The organism is Chitinophaga qingshengii (assembly GCF_014529935.1).
Classification (GTDB): Bacteria; Bacteroidota; Bacteroidia; order Chitinophagales; family Chitinophagaceae; genus Chitinophaga; species Chitinophaga qingshengii.
Genome location: NZ_JACVFC010000003.1, coordinates 730,467 through 750,509 on the forward strand (window position 1 = coordinate 730,467; position 20,043 = coordinate 750,509).

Annotated in this window: 14 protein-coding genes; 2 read left to right on the forward strand and 12 right to left on the reverse strand. The window is 51.3% G+C overall.

Translation table 11 applies throughout. The features are described 5' to 3' along the window. Position 1: 1 nt before the first annotated feature. From ICL07_RS22670 to ICL07_RS22680, 3 genes are all read right to left on the reverse strand, one after another. The gene (locus ICL07_RS22670; RefSeq protein WP_188090331.1) at positions 2-1,321 is read right to left on the reverse strand and encodes a TolC family protein; all 1,320 of its coding nucleotides are present in this window, start codon (positions 1,319-1,321) and stop codon (positions 2-4) included. Positions 1,322-1,386: 65 nt separating this feature from the next. Further along, positions 1,387-1,851 (reverse strand): GbsR/MarR family transcriptional regulator, encoded by a 465-nt coding sequence (locus ICL07_RS22675; protein ID WP_188090332.1) that lies wholly within the window; start codon positions 1,849-1,851, stop codon positions 1,387-1,389. Positions 1,852-1,937: 86 nt separating this feature from the next. Then, a complete protein-coding gene (locus ICL07_RS22680; RefSeq protein WP_188090333.1) occupies positions 1,938-2,540 on the reverse strand; it encodes an FMN-dependent NADH-azoreductase in 603 nt (200 codons plus the stop codon). A gap of 134 nt (positions 2,541-2,674) precedes the next feature. On the opposite strand from ICL07_RS22680, the gene ICL07_RS22685 reads away from it, so the two are divergent. Then, on the forward strand, positions 2,675-3,034 hold the full coding sequence (locus ICL07_RS22685) for a winged helix-turn-helix transcriptional regulator (RefSeq protein ID WP_188090334.1): 360 nt from the start codon (positions 2,675-2,677) through the stop codon (positions 3,032-3,034). 16 nt (positions 3,035-3,050) lie between these two features. Further along, positions 3,051-3,425: a VOC family protein gene (locus tag ICL07_RS22690; protein WP_188090335.1), complete on the forward strand. Its 375-nt coding sequence runs from the start codon at positions 3,051-3,053 to the stop codon at positions 3,423-3,425. A 54-nt stretch (positions 3,426-3,479) separates the two neighbouring features. Here the strand turns inward: ICL07_RS22690 and ICL07_RS22695 are convergent, their stop codons facing one another. The 9 genes from ICL07_RS22695 to ICL07_RS22735 form a co-directional block, all read right to left on the reverse strand. Further along, positions 3,480-4,688: a glycoside hydrolase family 88 protein gene (locus tag ICL07_RS22695; RefSeq protein ID WP_188090336.1), complete on the reverse strand. Its 1,209-nt coding sequence runs from the start codon at positions 4,686-4,688 to the stop codon at positions 3,480-3,482. A 6-nt stretch (positions 4,689-4,694) separates the two neighbouring features. Beyond that, on the reverse strand, positions 4,695-6,182 hold the full coding sequence (locus ICL07_RS22700) for a sulfatase family protein (protein ID WP_188090337.1): 1,488 nt from the start codon (positions 6,180-6,182) through the stop codon (positions 4,695-4,697). Position 6,183: 1 nt separating this feature from the next. After that, complete coding sequence (locus ICL07_RS22705) at positions 6,184-8,733, reverse strand: DUF4962 domain-containing protein (protein ID WP_188090338.1); 2,550 nt, start codon at positions 8,731-8,733, stop codon at positions 6,184-6,186. Position 8,734: 1 nt separating this feature from the next. Then, the gene (locus ICL07_RS22710; RefSeq protein WP_188090339.1) at positions 8,735-10,117 is read right to left on the reverse strand and encodes a sulfatase family protein; all 1,383 of its coding nucleotides are present in this window, start codon (positions 10,115-10,117) and stop codon (positions 8,735-8,737) included. Beyond that, positions 10,114-11,748 (reverse strand): sulfatase family protein, encoded by a 1,635-nt coding sequence (locus tag ICL07_RS22715; protein WP_425490628.1) that lies wholly within the window; start codon positions 11,746-11,748, stop codon positions 10,114-10,116. Before ICL07_RS22715 ends, ICL07_RS22710 begins: the two co-directional genes overlap by 4 nt. A 9-nt stretch (positions 11,749-11,757) precedes the next feature. Further along, on the reverse strand, positions 11,758-13,710 hold the full coding sequence (gene hepC, locus ICL07_RS22720; RefSeq protein WP_188090340.1) for a heparin-sulfate lyase HepC: 1,953 nt from the start codon (positions 13,708-13,710) through the stop codon (positions 11,758-11,760). 3 nt (positions 13,711-13,713) lie between these two features. Beyond that, positions 13,714-15,333 (reverse strand): RagB/SusD family nutrient uptake outer membrane protein, encoded by a 1,620-nt coding sequence (locus tag ICL07_RS22725; protein ID WP_188090341.1) that lies wholly within the window; start codon positions 15,331-15,333, stop codon positions 13,714-13,716. 21 nt (positions 15,334-15,354) lie between these two features. Then, the gene (locus tag ICL07_RS22730) at positions 15,355-18,864 is read right to left on the reverse strand and encodes a SusC/RagA family TonB-linked outer membrane protein (RefSeq protein ID WP_246485139.1); all 3,510 of its coding nucleotides are present in this window, start codon (positions 18,862-18,864) and stop codon (positions 15,355-15,357) included. A gap of 183 nt (positions 18,865-19,047) precedes the next feature. After that, positions 19,048-20,025 (reverse strand): FecR family protein, encoded by a 978-nt coding sequence (locus ICL07_RS22735; protein WP_188090342.1) that lies wholly within the window; start codon positions 20,023-20,025, stop codon positions 19,048-19,050. Positions 20,026-20,043: the final 18 nt, after the last annotated feature.

Below are 20,043 nucleotides of genomic sequence, written 5' to 3' on the forward strand. Positions count from 1 at the left end.
TTTATTGATGTTGCAGGTAATTGAGTTCTGTATAATGTTTAAAAAAGTCGATACGGGCATCGTTCAGTTTCAGCTGTGCATCGTACAGGTCCTGTTGTATCTCTTTTAATTGTATCATATCGATGATGCCCTTGTTGATCTTTTGTGTGCTCAGAGCTTCGTTTTCTGTAGCCAGCACAATGTTTTCCTTTTGTGTTTGTATATCGCCGGAGGCTTTTTCCAGTAGTAACTTTTCCTGCAGATATTTTTTCATCTGCTCGCTTTCATATTGTTTAAAGCGACTGGAAGCAGCCTGCCATTGCGCTTTCATGCTGCGTGGTTTGGCGGCGATGTTGGACCAGGACAATGGAATGCGTAGTTCAATCCCCGCGAAGCCTACGGTATACCAGGGAGAATGGGTGATAAAGTTCAGTTGATCGCCGAATCCCAGTTGCTGATAAGACCCTCTGGCATGCAGACTAGGGTAGTAGGCCGCCCGGGTACTACGGTACTGTTGCCCGGCGATGGCTACCTTCAGTTGTTCTGATTCATAGTCAGGTAACTGTGTGGCACTGTAGTTCACCATTTCCACCGGGGGCAATGGTCCGGCAGCCTGGGTAGTCATTATACTATCCAGCGGAAAGCCCATCCAGAATTTCAGGTCCAGGTAAGCTTCCTGTAGTGAAGCATGTGCCTGTTGTACGGCCTGCTGTCTGTTTTTTAATAGGGTAGCAGATTGGTTGAAGGCAATTTTATCTGTCAGCCCTTTATCAAACTGTAGCTGGATAAGGGCATGAATTTGCTGGTAGTTGCTGTACAATTCCTGTGTTGTGGTAAGATACGCTTGTTGCAGTTGTGTGCTGTAATAGGCCATGCGCACGTTTTTCAGCAGGGAGCGTTGCAACGAGCGATATTCACTGGCGCCGGCCTGTTGCTGCAATCTTGCCAGTTTGATGTGCTGCCAGGTTTGTACATCTACCAGCGGCAGATTTACTTCCGCGCCATAGTTACCCATCCAGGGTGTTCCCATTCGTATAGGCACAAACGTGCCCGCGGGCTGACCCACCAGTTCTCCGGGAAACACCTGCACGGGTATCTTCCAGTAATTGTTGATCGCAGCAGTAACGGTGACGTCCGGAAGAAGCCGGGCTGAGGCGGCTTTGCGGTCCTGTGCAGCGGCGTTGGCGGTTTGTGCTTTGCCCAGCAATTCCTGGTTGTGGGCGGTGGCATAGTCCATACATTGTTGCAGGCTCCAGGTGAGGGTGTCTGTTGCTGGCCTGGCCTGGCTATCCGCTGCGGAAACATAGGCAGTCAGCAATAGCAAAATGATACCTGTTTTCATCTTAAATGATTGTTATTCTTTTAGTTCTGAACGTGGAGAACCAAACTCAACAAAAAAAAGCCGTATTAAGAACCGGCTTTATTGAGCGCGATGGTTCTCTGCCATCTTTCCATAATCAGCGGGAGTTCCACCAGTATCATCTTATACAGCAGGGAAACGTCTTCCAGCTCTGCACTGAGATCATCTTCCGTTTCACGAAGGGATTTCACTTCATCCAGAAAACCAAAGAACACCTTGATCCTTTCGGACATTGTATCGACATTAAACAAATTAGTCAACCCAGGAGAGAAATAACGTTTCCGTTGCCCGCCCATGGTCCTGGAAGTAATCATGTTAGCGGTTTCCAGCCACTTCAGCGCATTGGATACCGCGCTTTTACTTACGCCGAAGTACTCCACGATCTGCTCAAACGTAGCCTGATGGCCTTCACAAAGCAATAGATAAATATATGCCCGCGCGGCCACGGGTGAAAAGCCCAGGCCCTCCAGCGGTGTACTCAGTTTTTCTATCCTGTCCCTGTATTTTTCCAATGCTGATGTTTTGATGAAACAAAGTTGAATGAAAAAAGTTGGTTCTCCAAGAAAAGAACCAACTTTATTTTAAAAGGAATGACCACTCAGACGCTCTCCACACTGGCCAATCCCTTGGCCACGGCGGTATCCCGCGTGGCGGTCATGCCGGCGCCTTCAATACGGTAGGTGCTAACGTCTGTAATGCCGAGGAAACCCAGTATATACCGCAGGTAAGGTTCAGCGAAATCGTACGGGCTCATCGGGCCTTCGGAATAGATACCATTGGAGGCGATCGCGAGGTATGCCTTTTGACCGGAAAGCAGGCCGGCAGGCATCCCGTCTTTATAGGCGACTGTCTTCGAAGGTCTCACAATATGATCTATCCATGCTTTCAGCGCAGCAGGCATCTGGAAGTTATAAAGTGGCACGCCAATCACGATGATGTCTGCTGCCATCAGCTGTGCTACGGCTTCGTCGGAGACCTGCAGCAAACGCTGTTGGGCATCCGTAAGGGATGGCTGTGGTGTCCTGTAAGCGGTTACCAGTTCACCATGCAGTTGTTCATAAGGTTGCCGGGTAACATCGATGGTGACCAATTCTTTGCCGGGGTGTCGCTGCTGTAGTTTTTCAACGATACGATTGCCCAGCATAATACTGTTGGAGGCTTCGCCACGCGCGCTGGATATGATATGCAGGATATTTCCCATGTTCTGTTTTTTTAGATACTTTTGTTTTTATAGAATATCTTTCTGTCCGGATACAAAAGTACTGTTCGTTAAAAGCCATCGTATCAACGTAACCAAGAGGTTAGTGCTATCCTCGCGGTTAGCAATTCTTGTATATGGAAACAATAACTACCACCACCCATAACCCGGCAAGATGCCTGGAACTGATTCCCGCAGCGGAAGATGCATTGTATGTGATTGCCAGCAAATGGACTATGCGTATCCTCCTGGCACTGCGCGGCGGAGACAAACGTTTTAATGAACTGCAACGCCACCTGTCGGGCATTTCAGCCCGGGTGCTCTCCAATGAACTGAAAGGGCTGGAACTGAATGGCCTTATTGCCCGGCGAACACTCGATAACGGCACTGTGCTGTATATGCACAACGATTATGCAGACTCTCTCAAGAGCGTGATAAGGGAGTTGTCATTATGGGGAATACAACACAAACAGAAGATCAGAAATAAAGAAATCTGACCGATAAAAATAACGTATGATCAGACCGGAAATCATTATTGCCGTCAAAGACGTAGAGAAAAGTTCCCAATGGTATCAACACCTGCTGGGCTGTGAAAGCCGTCACGGCGGACCAACATTCGAAATCCTCGCCGATCCGGAAGATGATACTGTTGCGCTGTGCCTGCATAAATGGGGCGCCCATGAACATCCTACCATGATGAACGCCGCCATCACGCCCGGCAATGGACTCATCCTATTTTTCCGGGTCACTCACTTTGAAACGGCCTGGAAGAAAGCACAGGAGCTGAAAGCAGTGGTAGCAGAGCCGCCACACGTCAACAACAACTCCGGCAGAAATGAATTTTCGCTTCGGGACCCGGATGGGTATTATGTGTCTGTTACAGATTAACCAGCATAAAAAAGCCCGGGATATTTAATCCCGGGCCTCTATTGTTCACCGTTTTCAACCACCGGTATATTGGCGGTATCTCATCAACGCCTCTACGTAATAATAATCGGCATACGACAGCGGTACATTAATCTCCACGCCATGGGGTAAAGAACCTACGCTTTTCATCAGGATAAAATTATTGTTATCTCCTTCTTTGGCGCGGTAGGCATCGGATGACAGGCCGGTAATAATTTGTTCTGCGGTAGTCCAGTAAGCGTCTGACTGTTTTCCTTTGACCATCGTACTTAATTCCAGCAAGGCAGAAGCCATGACGGCTGCGGCGGAAGCATCGCGGTAGGCATGCGGTATATCTGCTGCGTTAAAATCCCAGTAAGGAATTTTGTCTTTTGGCAGCGCCGGATGATGCAGGAGAAAACCCGCTACGGCAACCGCCTGTTGCAGGTATCGCGGATGGTGCGTTTCCCGGTACATCATGGTATAACCATACAGTGCCCAGGTTTGTCCTCTTGCCCAGGCGGATGAATCGGCAGCACCCTGGAAGGTCTTTTTCGCAACAGGTTGACCGGTCAGCGTATCATAATCGATCACATGCCAGGTGCTGAAGTCCTTGCGGAAATGATGTTGCAGCGTAGTATTGGCATGTTTTACCGCGATATTGTAGTAAGATGAATCACCGCTTTCGCGGGTGGCCCAGGTCAGCAGCTCCAGGTTCATCATGTTATCGATGATCACGGGAAACTGCCAGTTGCCATGGTCCCAGGAACGGATACAGTTTACTTTCGTATTAAAACGGGATGACAACGAACGGGCACTGTTCAGCAGTATCTGCCGGTAGGCCGCCTGTGGCGCAATCCGCAGGGCGTTACCAAAGCTGTTATACATCATAAAACCCAGGTCATGCGTTTGCCTGTTGTATTGTTCCTTTTCCAGCAACTGCATCCGTTTGTTGGCTTCTGCCAATATCTGTGGATCTTTGCTGTATTCATACAGATACCACAGCGTCCCCGGATAAAAACCGCTGGTCCACCAGCGGGATTCGGCGGTCATCAGCGAGCCATCTTTGGCCGTGGTACGGGGCAACAGGCCCTCGGGCAGCGTTGCAGCCATATGTTTATACTGCCGCACGGAAAATGACAAGGCATCTTCCACTACCTGTTTCATGGCTGGAGGCATACGCCGTTTTTTCGTTTGAGCGTGACTGTTATAGGCCAGCAACAGGCAGCTAAAAGCCAGGCACCAACTCCATTTGAGCTTCTTCATATCACATTATTTCAGGTAGTTGTATACAGAATCCAGTTTGAACTGCTTTTGATAGGTCGCATTGGGCGTCGGTGTTTTATCGATCTCCGAAAAATAATCGGTATGGTCCCAGATGAGCTGTTTGCCGGTAACGCGTGGGTCGCCGGTGGCGACAAGGTGCGCCTGCATCTTCGCGGCCAGCGAATCTTTCAGGTGCGCATAATGCTGATCTGCAGCCAGGTTATGCAGTTCATCCGGATCGTTTTTAATATCGAATAACTCTTCTGCCGGCCGTTTGGCGAAGCCGAGTTCAAAGAAAGGTTTGATAGCCGCACTGTCTTTGTGGGCCATGATATAACATTTGGCCAGACCGGGATAATGCAGCATATAAGGATCGATGTCCCCATACAGCGGTGGATCGCCGGCCGGCCATCTGTCTGGTTCATAGTTACGGATATAGAGATAATCAGGGGTACGGATAGCCCTGCCGGGATATCCCAGTCCGTGTTGCCGTACAAAGGCATGCCGCTCCCGGCCGAGTACAACGTAATCGCGTGTGGTGGCTGTTTGTCCTTTGGTGACAACGGGTAACAGGCTTCGACCGGTCATTTCCGCGGGTACCGTTACCTGTCCCAGTTCCAGGAAAGTAGGGGCAAGATCATTCAGCGTTACCAGGTGATCGGAAGTTTCGTTCTCTCTGAACTTGCCGGGCCAGGAAATAATCAGTGGTACACGGGTACCAAAGTCATACAGGTTGGCCAGGCCACGGGGCATTTGCCAGCCATTGTCGCTGCATACAATGATAACGGTATTTTCCAGGTCACCGCTTGCCCTCAGCTGTTGCAGGATTTCGCCCAGTTCTTTATCGAATGTTTCTACGGCTGCATAATAATCTGCAATATCGGTGCGTACGTCCTTGCAGTCTGGCAGATAGCCGGGCACCTGTACGCTGTCAGCGTGTATGCCTGCCCGTTCGCCGCTGCCTACTTCATAAGGGCGGTGTGGTTCGTGACTGCTCACCCAGTAGCACCAGGGAGCGCCTTTGCGGGCATGGAGGAAATCACCGAAGTTTTTGAATTCGTTGCCGGCAGGATTCCTGCTGCGTTTGTTGGCGGTGAAACTGCCAGGTCCCCAGCCTTTCCCCTGGAATCCCAGTTCATAACCGGAAGCCTCCAGCAGATCGGTGTACAGTTTAAATTTAGTGGGAAGAACCCCCCACAGGTTAGCGCCTTCTTCTATGCGCCAGATATCCTGTCCGGTAAGCATGGCGGCCCTGGCGGGTGTGCAGGAAGGAGAACTGCAGAAGGCGTTGGTAAACCGTACGCCCTGCCGGGCTATCAGGTCCATGTTGGGCGTTCTCACGGTCCTGTCGCCGTAACAACCGGCATGGTTCCATGACTGGTTGTCAGACATGATCATCAGGATGTTGGGCCTTTTTTTCTTCGGCGCACAGGCTGCGGCCAGCAGGCATAACAGCAGGCTGGCGGCCACGTTGCGGATCGTCGTTATTTTCATGTTAGCGGGTTTTAATGATGGAGGGTAGTATGTCAATAGCTTCGGTAGATTGACCGTTTTCTGTCAGTACGGTGCTTTGCTGGTATTGGTGTTTGCCTTGCCGGAAAGGTCCACTGCCGTAATGAAGTGCTGTTGTTTGATCATCGCTGAAGATGTATAACAACGGCGCGTTGTTTTCGTCCAGTTCCGCTATAATATGCCAGGGACCAACACGCCATTCCTGGCCTTGCTGTATCACCGGCTGCGCTGCCGATATGCCGACCTGCATCACGGTAAGCAGGCGGGCCTGCTGTTGCGGGATAGTCGTCACGCCACAATGCCATTGTTCGGTAAACGGTACAATGTTACCATCGTCATCCGTTTTGCCTTTCCAGTTGAGTGCCGGGGAATTGAAACGCTGATGAACGACGGGAACCGTTTTCGTATGGGCGTATACGTGTACGCCCGCTTTAATGCCTGGCTCGTTGATGGTAAAGGTGTTGCCATCGCCCTGCTGAATGGCAAAAGGACTGTGGGCCTGCCAGGTCCATTTGACGGGCTGTCGCGCTGCCAGCTCATCATACAGAACGATAATATTGCTGTCGAGCATCAGCATATGGCGGCGGTAAAGGGTTACGCCGGCATCGCCGAAACCATTTTGCCTGTCGGGTTGCAGGTTGTTCTGATTAAAATGCCCTAACCAGAAAGGCGCAGTCACCGGACCGTAAGCATTAGAGGCATCGCCCAGCGTGTATTGTATCCGTTTGCCGGCAATATGCCGGGGCATCCAGCCATAGCCGTTTTCGCCGATACGCTGTCCCAGACTGTCGGCCAGCACCGTGCAATAAGCGCGGGAGCTACGGTAATGCAGCAGGTTATGCGCGTCGCTGAAATTGCTGTAAAAGCCGCTGCCACCAAAGACCAGCTTTCCACTGTAGTTGATAGTGAAAGCATTTTGACTGGCATGCCCGTGACCGGAAGAACCAAAAGGATTAGCGCTTAAGGAAGCCATCAGATCTTTGCGGGTATCTTCCAGGTGCGAATGCATCATCGTCAACCCTACATCCGGAAAGGTGCGGGAGGCGGGCAAAGCAGCAGGAGAGCTGATGTTGTTGCCTTCCCTGGCGGGTGTAAGCAGCCGGAACAATACAAAATCTTTATCCCGCCGGAAGTAGTCAGGGAATTGCTGCTGTATCGTATGTACGTACCAGTTAAAATACGGATTGTGCACTTTGCGGGACAAGGCTTCTGCGAAAACAGCCGGTGTCCTGGCGGTGGTGGACAGGTTCTCGTGCATATCACCCAGCGCAGTGGAAGCGGATGAGGGCGGATAGGAATACAGCAGGTAGTAAGGGAGGTTTTGCATCCAGGGCGTGGCGAAATAATCCACTCCGCTCAGGTTGCTGAATAACAGCGATAAATAAGCCAGCGATACAAAATGCACCCGGAAATAACCGTTGCCTTCATGCCAGCCGCCGTCTGTTGAACCCAGCACGGGGAAACGCGCACTCCATACTTCGTAGGCGTATTGTAACCACCCGTTGGTCTGCGGCACATCATGCGCCAGTGCCATGGCGGTAATGGAAAAATTACGCAGGATATGTTGCCATACGTGGTTATCGCACAGCTGCAGTTCAAAGCGGTTGACGAGGTTACGGTAAATACCGGTTCCACGGCGCAGGATGGCCTGCTGCAGCGTGTCACGCTGGGCAGCCGTTAGTTGCTGGCAGGCCATGTCATAAGCCCAGGCCATGCCTTCCATCACGTTGCCATTGTTAAAATCGTCACGGCTGCCGTAACCGGAAGGGTCCAGACGGGTAAGCTGCATGGCACGGCGTACGGCTTCTGTGGCATATTTATTTTCGCCACTGAGCCAGTAAGCGATGCAAAGCTGACGAATAGGTTGCGCTACCTTTTCTCCGAAGCCATGATACATGAACTCCATCATTTTTTCCTGCTGCCGGGCGGTCATGCCGGTAGTGTCGCGCGGACGGGTGGGCTTTTCTTCCGGCAGTGCGGCGTTGATGAGCTTATCGGCTGCATGCAGCAGTGCCACCGCTTCGGGATCACGGCGGTTACGCTGCCGGAAAACAGAAAGCTGCGCCTGCATGTCCCATAAACGGGGATGCTGCTGGTGGGCTTTCTCCATCATCTGTGGAAGTGTAGGCGTTACCGTTGGTTCGGCTATATAAAAGTAACGGCGCTCCGACCAGCTCCAGGCATCCTTTTTTTGTGCACGGGAGGCATACTGCCAATACCATGTACCCTTTTGAAGCGGTGCATGGATTGCATACATGGCCCAGGGCAGCGTGTCGCTTTGTTGGGTTCGTCCCGGGGAGAACAGGCTGTCCTGGCTGTAACGAACCAGGTATTGTACGTTTTTACCCGCTACACCCGGCCACAACAACGCGGGGGGATCGGTGGCGCCATTGGCCGGAAAAGGCCAGCTGCGCTCCCGGGTATGCAGGGAAGACGCCTGAATATATTGATTGGCATCGGGCAACTGCTGCGCGGTAGCGCTCAGCGAGAGCATCACCGCCATACAGGCCGGCCAGCGATAGGTGAGATGCATCTTATGGTTTTAAAGGGTGAAAAGAATCGTCGTTGGAAGCACACCACTGACGCAGGTATCGCCGGAATTGTTCCTGTAGGGAACGGAAACGTTTGTCAGTAGCGAGGCTGTGCATTTCGCCAGGGTCCTGCTGTAAGTCGAAGAGCTGCTCCCGGATCGGGCCTTTGTCATACACGATGTACTTGTATCGGGGAGTGATCACAGCGCGACCGTCGATATCAAGTGATTTTTCATTGTCGGCAAAAGTGGTGGCAATCACCAGGGTGTCGCGCAGCTGCTGCTGCCGGCCGCTCAGCAAAGGCTGAAGGCTGCGGCCTGCCAGGTAACCCGGCTTGGCGGCGCCGGCATAGTCACATAAGGTGGGCAGTATATCGGTGCCGTTGCATACCAGTTGATCATCTGTAACACCCACGCCTACACCCGGACCGGCAATGATCAGCGGTACACTGGCGGATTCTTCATAGAGCACCTGTTTCTGGTTCCAGCGGTGCGCCGCATAGCCGTCCCCGTGATCACTGGTGAAAATAACGATGGTATTGTCTTCCAGTTTGTACTTACGCAGTGTTTCCAGTACCATGCCCACGTATTGGTCCACCTGTTCGGTCAACCGGTTGTAGGCCCAGCGGTAAGCCCGCCATTGTTCCGGCTTCCATTGCAGGGTAGGATAGGTGCGATAGTTGGAATGTTGCTGTTCCCGCACAACAGGCGGTTCCTGCTGCGGAATCTCAAAATTGGCCGGTAAGCCGGGCCAGTGGCTGCTATCAGGCATGGGGGGCAATATATCCATCTTCATATCATCACCCCGGGCCCATTCACAGATATCATGCGGGTTTACAAAAGATGCGATGAGGAAAAAAGGTTGCCGGCTGTTTTGTTTCATAAAGGCGGCGCAGTCAGCTGGGGTGGAGGCGTCCATCCAGTCGCGCATCTGTATATTTTTCATATACTGGAAACCGTGGCGGGCGCTGTCGGCTGTCAGTAGCGGGATATGCCACTTACCTACGTAACCGGTGCGGTAGCCTGCTGCTTTCATCAACCGGCCGGCCATTATCACGGTATCGGGCCAGCGGTTTTCTTTGTCCGAAGCATTGGTGGTCAGCTGCATCTGGTGCGGCATACGCCCGCTGAACATACTGATGCGCGACGGTGTGCATAGTGGCTGGGCACAGTAGGCCCGGGTAAAACGTACGCCCCGGGCTGCCAGCCGGTCCATGGCGGGTGTATGCAGTTCCTTATTGCCGGCAATGCTCATCGCCTGCGCGGTTTGCTGGTCGGTGATGATCCACAGGATATTGGGGCGTGCAGGCGTTACCGTTTGTGCGGTAACCTGGAGACTGCAACAGATCCCCAGGCAGCATAACCATCGTTGAATAATCAGGTTCATCGTTCAGTGGGATTTGTGTCCTTGTATTGCTGCTGTAATGTGAGCAGCTGTTGTTTCAGACTGTCTGTTACTTTGGCGTAGGCTGCGTTGCCATACTGGTTTTTCATCTCGTGCGGGTCCTGTTGTAAATCATACAGTTCCCATTCATCGATGTCGTTGTAAAAATGGATCAGCTTATAGCGGGCGGTACGGATGCCATAGTGCCGTTTCACCATATGCCACGACGGGTACTCGTAATAGTGATAGTACGTGGCGGTACGCCATCCGGCAGGGGCCTGCCCGTTATGGTCCAGGATGGGTCGCAATGATTTTCCCTGCATGTCTTTTGGAATACGTACACCGGCATAGTCCAGCAGGGTAGGCGCAAAGTCTACGTTCATGGCAAAGGCGTCACTACTGCTACCCGGACGGATGCCCGGCGGGTACCGTACCAGCAGTGGCATCCGGTAACATTCTTCATACATCATCCTTTTATCAAAGAAACCATGCTCTCCCAAAAAGAAACCCTGATCGGAGGTGTACACAATGATGGTATTGTCCAGCTCACCGGTTTGTTCGAGGTATTGCAGCAGCCTTCCTACATTTTCATCTACTGCTTTTACACAGGAGAGATAATCCCGCATGTATTGCTGGTATTTCCAGCGTACCAGATCGGCGCCTTTCGGTTGCAGACGGTTGTATTCGGCCACCCGGCCGGCGTAAGCCTTGTTCCACTGTTCTTTCTCGGCGGGTGTTAACCGGTTGTATACCTGGAAAAAACGATGCAGGTCTTCTTCTTTGTTGTTGGCCTGTTTGTAATCATCGCCCTTGGAATCTTTAAAAGTACGGCGTACCGGTTTTTGTTCCATACTCCGCAACGTATCTGCTGCGGCTATTTTCAGGTCCCATGCGTTCCACATATCCGTGCTGATGTTCATCAGCTGCTCTTTGGAGGCCCGGCTCCGGCTGTTGAAATCGTCCAGCAGATTGGGTGGCTCAGGAAACGTGGTACTGTCGTACATACCAAGGTGACGAACCGCCGGCATCCAGTTACGATGCGGCGCTTTGTGCTGATAGATCATCAGGTAGGGCTTTTGTTTGTCCCGGTGTTCCAGGAACCGTATAGCCTTGTCCGTGATTACATCAGTAACGTAGCCTTGCTCCCGGATGGTATCGCCGTTCTCGATGAAATCAGGCTGGTAGTATTCTCCCTGGTTAGGCAGAATACTGTAGTAATCGAAGCCTACCGGCAACGAACCAAGGTGCCACTTGCCGATCATGGCCGTTTGGTACCCTGCCTGGTGCAGCAGCTGCGGATAAATCACCTGACTGCTGTCGAAAGTTTTGGCGTTGTCGGTCAAGCCGTTGATGTGATTGTATTTCCCGGTGAGGATCGTCGCACGGGAAGGACCACATACGGCGTTGGTCACAAAACAGTTCCGGAACAACATACCTTCCCGGGCCAGCCGGTCCAGGTTGGGCGTACGGATCAGGGAGGTGTCATAACAGCTCATCGCCCGGGTGGTGTGATCGTCTGTCATGATGAAAATGATATTGGGCCGTTTCGTCTCCGGCTGCCCGGACTGGCAACTGCATAACATGGCTAGCCCGGCACAACAGCCAGCAGCGTTGCGAAAGAGCATGGATAGCATATAATTCGTTTATGGTTTCAGGTTATATCCCAGTTCGTATATATGTTGGTCAATGGTAACGGTAGCGCTTAAATGATTTTCGTCGGCAGCCTTGATATTGGCTTGTATATCAGGCGTTTTGCCGGATACGGGATAGATGACAGTGATGAAACGCTGTGTTTTACTATCCTGTTTGACAGACTGAAATGCATAAGCATCCCTGGGTTCTTTCTGCCGGTACTGATAGGAAACAAAACCCTCTTCTTTTATCATCTTAGCCGGTTGTGCCGGGAAACACTGTAACACCACGTCGTTATGATCATCAAAACCGGTAATGGCTTTAAATGCTTTCAGATCGGCGTTAACAGGGCCTTCTTTAAAACCATAATGTATGGCTACATCACCGGTGGCATCACCAATGGCTTCATCAATGATCACAAAAAAACGCTGGTCTGCGAAGTAAACGGAGCGGCGGTGGGTAAGTCCTTTGTAACTGGGGTTTTCATATACCAGTTGGTCCAGCTTCGGAGATGTACTCCACTGAAGCCGTTTGGCATTGACTTCCATATCGGCGTTGTTCAGCGTCAGCGTATTGTGCACCCGGGTTTGGCGGAACCAGTTACGTTCTTTCATCACTTCTTCATCGCCGCCGTATACGTAGCAACCGGCATCGGGGAAGAAATTACGGCCGTTGATATAAAGCTCAAAAGTGCCGTTGTCAGGCTGGCTGTGCCAGAAAGCAGGCGGACTGGCTTTGAGTACCATCATGGTGGCCTCCGGCGCCCAGCCGTTGCGGAAAATATAGATACCGCCATCTTTTAAAGCATAAGACTGATGTGCCGGCGGTGTACCTTTTTTGAAGTCGGTAGCGAAGTAACGGATCACTTCATTGTCGGGGAACACTTTGGCCCAGCCACGGAAACTCTTCAGCAGCCCGGATTTCTTTTCCAGCTTGGCATCGCTGAACATAGGATAGGTGTAGTCCGGGAAAGTGAATTCCGCTACAGCCATGATCATGTTTTCCACGGTGGTTTTATAGGAAGCAGGGAACTGGTCTTCAATGCCATTGATCTGTAATACCTCCAGTGCCCGGCAGAAAATCTGTATAGCGGCGATGTGATAGTTGAAGGACAGTTCAAACTGCAAGCCATCAGGATATACCTGTACGCCGATTTCCTTATTCAGGATGTTGATGCCGGAAGACCGCCAGGACGCTGCATCACGGAACTCGGGGAAAAAGGTACCGGCAGTAACAATACGCTGGGCCTCAAACAACAGGTGGTTGCCTTTGTCGGAATAGTGGTGCAGGATGTAATCGGCGTGGTTATAATAGTTCTGCAGGAAGGCCAGCAGGAATGCGGGTGTAAAGCTGGGTGAATGCAGGAAATACTGGAACTGGGCCGTCTGGCTTTCTACGCGGTGACTCACTTCCAGCGGCCGCCAGGCAAAGCGGTCGTTGTCTTCCGAAAGACCTTTAGGATTTTTGGCGATCCAGTCCAGGTACTGACTGGTCCAGGCTTTGGCATATTGTTCGCCGCCGCCGGCGCGGTATGCCTGTCCCATCGGTTCCCACCAGTACATCCGGTGCAGCTGCCAACGCAGTTCATTGTCTTTCACCGGCCATAACTGCCAGTTGATGTCATCACCATAGAAGTAAGGTTTGTATCCTTTATGGGCGAAGAAAACATGCCGCAGGCCGTCTTCTGCTTTTTTGAGTTCTTCTCCTTTAGGCATGTCAACAGGACCGGAGGCTGTTACTTCAGGATGATGTACATCCTTACGTTGACGGTAGTACGTTAATAGCTGCGCTGCTGCCTGTTGATAATCTTTTTTCAGCCAGGCGGCTTTTACTTTTTCCAGTCCTTTGCGGTCCAGGTCCAGCCTGGAAAAGACGCTTGTATCCGATTGAGCCCTCAGTTGCTGATGCCCTGCGGATAGCAGGACAAACAGCAGCGGAAGGAGAGTCTTTATGGAACGTATCATGTGTTAGTATTTTGGGTTCTGGGTGAGGGAAGGGTTTTCGTCTCTTTCTCTTTGTGGGATCGGAAACAGCTCGTGTTTGTTATCCTGGAAGTTATCGCCGGCCACATAAGGGAAGGCTGCCCGGTAGGCTTTCAGCGCGGTTTGGGTGGCGCGGATTTTAGTGCCCAGCATATTCCAGCGGATCAGGTCCCACTTACGGAACCCTTCAAAACACAGTTCATGCGCTCTTTCGTCTACCAGGGCGTTAAAGAAAGCGGTTTGTGAAAGCCCCGGTGTAAGGTCCGGCAAACCGGCGCGGCGGCGCACCTGGTTCACGGCATCGTAGGCTACCTGGGTGGGACCGTTCACTTCGTTCTCTGCTTCTGCCTGCATCAGTAATACATCAGCATAACGCAGCAGTACCCAGTTGATATCTGTATTGTTGGGATCTTTGGGAGAAGTACCTTGCCAGTTGCGGCGCCATTTTCCGGGCGCCCATTTCGCGTCGTTCGTACCGGTGAGTTGTATGATAGCGCCGGTTTTATCAATCTGGAAGGTGGCAACGGCTACGTCTCTGCGAAGATCGTTTTTCTCGAATGTTTTCTGAAACAGGGGATGGGTAACATAGAAGGAGTTGGCGCGGCCATATGGACTGGCAGCATCGCACAACGGGCTGTTCCAGGTGCCGATCACACCACTGTTGCTGGCCTGCCCCAGCGGATTAAAGAGCGCTGCTTCAAACATACTTTCCTTCGGCTCCAGCTTCAGAGAACAATAGTTACGGAATATCTGCTCATAGCTGGTATTCAGTACATGTTCGCCGGAGGCGATGATCTCTTTGGTTTGTGTGAGGGCGCTATCGTAGTACTGACGGTACTCCGCGGGCCTTTTCATAGTTCCATCCTGGCGCAGGGAGTAGCCACCGCGGTAAAGATATACACGGGCCAGGATGCCTTTTACGGCGCCTTTGCTCACGCGCTCATCCTGCGCTTTGACGGAATTCCAGGGTACCGTGGCGGCGGCTTCTTTCAGGTCTTTGATGATCTGATCATACACCAGCTCTCTGTCTGTACGGGGCAATTGCAGTTGTTCGGAAGGAGACTGGGTAGGGGTAGTCTTCAGCGGCACATCTCCCCATAATCTTACCAGGTCAAAGTAATACACCCCCCGCAGGAACTTCGCTTCGCCGAGCAAACGGTCCAGTGTTTTTTTCTGGTCTTCTGAACCGTTTTTATAAAGGTCCATTTGCGGAATCTGCTGAATAACGAGGTTGGCGCGGTCGATACCGATGTACAACATACGCCAGGTTTCCCGCAGCCAGGGATGGGTGGGCGATACGCCATAATGCGCCAGGATACGTTTTTCATCGTTGAGTACATTCCCCTGTACCTGGGCAATATCGGTATCAATGGCATAGGCCAGCGAAATGTAAAAACCATAGGTGCTTTGTTCTCCTAAAATGTCATATACGCCCATGGTGGCCATGGTGGCCTGGTTTACGTTCTTAAAGAACGTATTGGCGGCATAATAGGAGTAAGGATCTTCTTCCAGTTGCTTTTCACAGGAAGCGGTCATCATGATCAGTCCGGCGGCCGCAACGGGCATTATTTTCCGGCATATGGCACTCAGTTTATGATAAGTCATCGGATGCGTGTTTAAAGATTTTTAAAATGCAACATTGGCGCCTACGGTATAAGACCGGCTTCTGGGATAAGCGCCAAAATCAACGCCCGGCGTGATACCACCCTGGTTACGGGTACTTACTTCGGGATCATACCCACTGTAGGAAGTGAAAGTGTAAATGTTGTACGCCGTGAAATAAAGCCGGCAGCTACTGATCTTAGCCCGTCCCAGTAAGGTTTTAGGCAGATTGTAGCCCAGGCTGATATTGTTGATGCGCAGGAAGGAACCATCTTCTACCATCTGGTCATAGAACTTCAGATCGCGGCCGCTGCCTTCGAGGGAAGGGATGGTCTTACCCTTGTTTACTTCGGCCAGTTGCGCAGGATCGGTAATTTTGTTACCACTGCCGTCGATGGTCGTCCACCTGTCTTTGATATAGGCGTAAGCGTTACGATAGGCGAGATAAGTCTGGCTGTTGACGAGTTTATTGGCATTGTAAATCTTATTGCCATACATCCAGTTGATGAAGATGCTTAGATCAAATCCTTTATAGGAGAAGGTATTGGTAATACCGCCATAATGTTTGGGAGTGGCGTCTCCGATAACGGTACGGTCGTCGGAAGTGATCAGTCCATCGGGTTTGCCATCCGGACCGGCAACATCTGCCAGTTTCAGGTAACCCGGTTTAGGATAGTCGTTCGGGTTATAGGGGATGCCGGGTTTTAGTGTGTATTTTTTGGTAGCGGCATCGTAGTCAAAATCGCTCACCTGGTATACACCGTCGGATTTATAGCCGAACATGAGGCCTACGGGTGAACCTACCCGTACCAGGTAATCGCCCTCTTTTAGTGCGCCATAGCCGGATTCGCCATAGAAGAAGCTCGGACCTGCCAGCGCCACTACTTTATTTTTATTGAAGGAGATATTGAAGATAGTCCGCCATTCAAATTGTTTTTTGCTGATGTTGACGGTGTTTAAAGTCAGCTCCAGTCCCTGGTTGCTGGTTTCGCCGATATTTTTTAATACGGAGGTGTAACCGGAGATATAAGGTACCTGGGCATTCAGCAACAGGTCGCGGGTATTGTTACGATAATAATCTACGGTCAACTGTAAACGTTGATCAAAGAAACCGATGTCTGCTCCCAGGTTTTTGGAAACGGTAGTCTCCCATTTCAGGGCAGGATTGGGGAGGGTAGTAGAACCTACGCCAATCACCGGCTGATCGTTGAGCGGGTAGTAATTGGTACCCAGCAACGACAGGGAGAGGTAGTTATTGATACGGTTGTTACCGGATTGTCCATAGGTGAGCCGGAACTTCAGATCGGAAAGCAGGTGCTGCTGTTTCATGAAGTTCTCTTCAATGGCGCGCCAGGCGAGGGCTACAGAGGGGAAGTAACCGAACTTGTTACCCGAACCGAATTTGGAGGAACCGTCGGCACGCATACTGGCGGTAACGAGGTAACGGTCTTTGTAACTGTAGTTAGCCCTGCCGAAGAAGGAAATCAGTTTCTCATCATCGCGGAAGGAGCGGGGAATACCAGCCAGTGCGCCTTGTGAGAGGTCGTCCAGACCGATATCGCCATTGGGGAATTTAGCGGCGCTGGCTTCCACAAAACGGGAAGTGGCATACAGCTGTTCCTGTCCCAGGAGTACGTTCAGCTTATGTTTTCTTTTGAAGGTTTTATCGAAGGTAAGCGTATTGGAATAGTTCCAGCTACTGCCTTGAGTAAGACCAATAGAACCGTTAGGGCCGCCGGTACGACGGGCATTGACAGAGCGGTCGCCATTGAACTGGTTCTGGTCCCGGTTGTTGGTTTTGACGCCTACGATACCTTTATAGGTAATGTTCTTCAGCAGTTTGTATTCCAGGGCGCCGTTGAGATATAAGGATTTAAGGTCGGTGCTGCGGTATTCGGCAAAGGCGTTGGTACGCGGGTTCTGCATCACATTGCCGTTATCGTCCTGCAGGGCGGGGTCTTCGTCCATGTTCACCAGGTCGATGTCGTTACCGGTTTTACCAATGGTGGGGCGGTATTGCAGTACATTCATCAGTTTATTGAACCGGTTTTCTCCTTCGGAGGTACCGCTGCCATAGATATTCTGTGTGGTGTAAGTTACGCTGGCGGAAACTTTCAGCTTATTGTTGTCGCTGTGGTCTACACTCAGTTTGGCTACATTCTTTTTAGCGCCGCTGTTAATCATGATACCCTGTTCGTTGTTGAAAGAGTAGAACATATTAAAGCGGGTATTCTTATTGCCGCCACTGGCGCCGATTTTATGGTATTGTGTGGTAGCGTTGCCGCCAAACATCTGCTGTTGCCAGTCTATGCCGGCCCGGTTGCCATAAAGACTTTGCAGGTCGCTGAAAGCGCCATAGCGGTTGGTGAATTTCTGTAACAGATCGGCATCGCCCATGCTTCTTTCATAGTCCATGACGGTGTAGTCATAGGGTGTCATCATGGCAATATTGCTGGTCACCTGTTTGGTGCCGTAGTACATGTCATATGTCAGCTGCGTGCGGCCGGTAACGCCTTTTTTTGTGGTCACCAGTACTACGCCGTTAGCGCCCCTTGCGCCATAGATGGCGGTAGCGGAGGCGTCTTTCAGTACTTCAATGTTTTCAATGTCGGTGGGGTCCAGGAAACTAAGACCGTCGGTTTGCGGGAAACCGTCGATTACGTAGAGCGGCTCATTACTTTGGGTGATAGAGCCGCCACCTCTTATTTTAATAGAGATGCCTGCACCCGGGGAACCTTCGGCAGCAGATACCTGCACGCCTGCTGCTCTGCCGGCGAGGGCCTGGGCTACGTTTTGTACGGGTACTTTAGCAAGGTCGCTGCCTTTCACGGAAGCAATGGAACCGGTAAGGTCACGGCGTTTAACGGTACCGTAACCCACTACCACTACTTCATCCAGACCTTTCACATCTTCCTGTAATACCATGTTCACCGGTGCATGATCGGTAATGGTGAGGTGCATCTTACGGTAACCCATCAACGAAAATACCAGTACTTCGCCTTTGGGCACTACTATTTTGAATTGCCCGCCGGCAGTGGATGATACGCCTTTGGAAGTGCCTTGTATGTGCACTGCCACACCGGGTAATGGATTGCCTGCGGCATCGGTGATTTTACCGGTAACGGTAATACCGGTATCAATCGCCAGCGGAATGTCTTTGGATAATGCCTCCAGTTCCGCGGCTGGCAGGTGTTCCAGCCCGGTAGCTTTAGGTTTGGCTTTCAGGATGATGTACTGTCTTCCTAACGGTTCAAAAACTACGCCGGCAGGAGCAAGGACTTTTTCCAGTATGGTGCTGAGTTTCTCGTTGGTGAAAGAACCATTCAGCTCGGGATAAGACAGAAACAGATTGTTGGTGTAGGAAAAACGAAGGCCTGTTGCTTCGGTAATATGTTCCAGCGCCAGTTCTACCGGCTCGTGGTCCAGTGTAATGGTGATACGCGAGTTGAGCGATTTCTGCGCGCGGGCATCCCTGCCATACAACAGGCCCGCCCCCAACATCACGATAAGTAAAGGTAGAATGGTAGTACGCATAATTATAAGCAATAGCTTACTTATACAATCATTTAATTGCATAACTTCGTAGTGGTTTGGTTAATAAAATGTAGAGACTAAGCCGTTTGCAGGGATGTTGACGCATCCCTGTTTTTGTTTTGTTTACATGTTGACGCTGGTTGTATTATTCAGGTTGATTTTCTTTGGTTGATGATGATTGTTTTACTTACAGCCTTCTCCGCTCCAGGTGACCTTTCCTTCCTGCATCTGGTATCGGCCATTGCTGGTGGCGGCAATGAGTTCCAGTGATTGTTGCAGGGACTGGTCCGTCAGATCTACCGTCAGGCTGCAATACTGTAATCCGGTTCCCTCCAGTTGACAGCTGATGTTAAACTTCTCTTCCAGCCGGCGTAATACTTCCGGGAAAGAAATATTGTGAAAATTCATGTTGTATTGTGTGCCGGCTTCCAGGGCTGATTGTTCCCTGGGCACTACGGCTTGCACCACATACTGGCTACTGTCTGCTACCAGTTTCTGCCGGGCCGACAATACAGTGGTTTTCTCCGGTTGACTTTTACTACCGCCGGCTACGGCTACTTTTCCGGTGAGTACGCTCAGTTCCATCCCGTTGGCAGCGGGCAGTACCCGCAGGTTAAAACTGGTGCCCAATACTTTGGCGGTGTAACCACCCGCAGATACGACAAAAGGCTGGTGCGCCCGCTGGGTGACTTCAAACAGCGCTTCGCCGGTAAGCTGCACCTGCCGGGTATCTTTTGGAAACGGGTCCGGATATTGCAGGTGGCTATTGGGTTTCAGCCATACGATACTGCTGTCGGGCAGTATGATTTTCTGCATGGCTACGCCGCTGCTGACCTGCTGCACGGTGGGACGCCACCAGTGATGATGTTGTCCGGCCAGAAATACCAGGGCGCCGAGACAGGCTGCTGCTGCCAGTCCATACCATACGCCTCGCCTGGGTCCTGGCCGGGAAAAGGAAGGCTCTTCCTGTATCCTCGCGGTCAGTTGCTGCAGGATGCGCGTCTTTATTACAGCAGGCGTGTCGCTGTCTGCCGGTAGTATCAGTTTTTCATCGTCAAACTGGTTGTACCAGTCGTTGAATTCTTGCAGTTCGGCAGCTGAAATATCGCCTTGCAGCCATTTCTGCGCCAACTCACGTATCCTTGGTGGTGGATGTTGCATTGGTGGATTTATGTATAA

What these genes read in the sequence shown, in the direction of transcription:
- ICL07_RS22670 (WP_188090331.1), bottom strand. Translation starts at nt 1,321, where the DNA reads ATGAAAACAGGTATCATTTTGCTATTGCTGACTGCCTATGTTTCCGCA.
- ICL07_RS22680 (WP_188090333.1), bottom strand. Translation starts at nt 2,540, where the DNA reads ATGGGAAATATCCTGCATATCATATCCAGCGCGCGTGGCGAAGCCTCC.
- ICL07_RS22685 (WP_188090334.1), top strand. Translation starts at nt 2,675, where the DNA reads ATGGAAACAATAACTACCACCACCCATAACCCGGCAAGATGCCTGGAA.
- ICL07_RS22690 (WP_188090335.1), top strand. Translation starts at nt 3,051, where the DNA reads ATGATCAGACCGGAAATCATTATTGCCGTCAAAGACGTAGAGAAAAGT.
- ICL07_RS22695 (WP_188090336.1), bottom strand. Translation starts at nt 4,688, where the DNA reads ATGAAGAAGCTCAAATGGAGTTGGTGCCTGGCTTTTAGCTGCCTGTTG.
- ICL07_RS22700 (WP_188090337.1), bottom strand. Translation starts at nt 6,182, where the DNA reads ATGAAAATAACGACGATCCGCAACGTGGCCGCCAGCCTGCTGTTATGC.
- ICL07_RS22705 (WP_188090338.1), bottom strand. Translation starts at nt 8,733, where the DNA reads ATGCATCTCACCTATCGCTGGCCGGCCTGTATGGCGGTGATGCTCTCG.
- ICL07_RS22710 (WP_188090339.1), bottom strand. Translation starts at nt 10,117, where the DNA reads ATGAACCTGATTATTCAACGATGGTTATGCTGCCTGGGGATCTGTTGC.
- ICL07_RS22715 (WP_425490628.1), bottom strand. Translation starts at nt 11,748, where the DNA reads ATGCTATCCATGCTCTTTCGCAACGCTGCTGGCTGTTGTGCCGGGCTA.
- hepC (WP_188090340.1), bottom strand. Translation starts at nt 13,710, where the DNA reads ATGATACGTTCCATAAAGACTCTCCTTCCGCTGCTGTTTGTCCTGCTA.
- ICL07_RS22725 (WP_188090341.1), bottom strand. Translation starts at nt 15,333, where the DNA reads ATGACTTATCATAAACTGAGTGCCATATGCCGGAAAATAATGCCCGTT.
- ICL07_RS22730 (WP_246485139.1), bottom strand. Translation starts at nt 18,864, where the DNA reads ATGCGTACTACCATTCTACCTTTACTTATCGTGATGTTGGGGGCGGGC.
- ICL07_RS22735 (WP_188090342.1), bottom strand. Translation starts at nt 20,025, where the DNA reads ATGCAACATCCACCACCAAGGATACGTGAGTTGGCGCAGAAATGGCTG.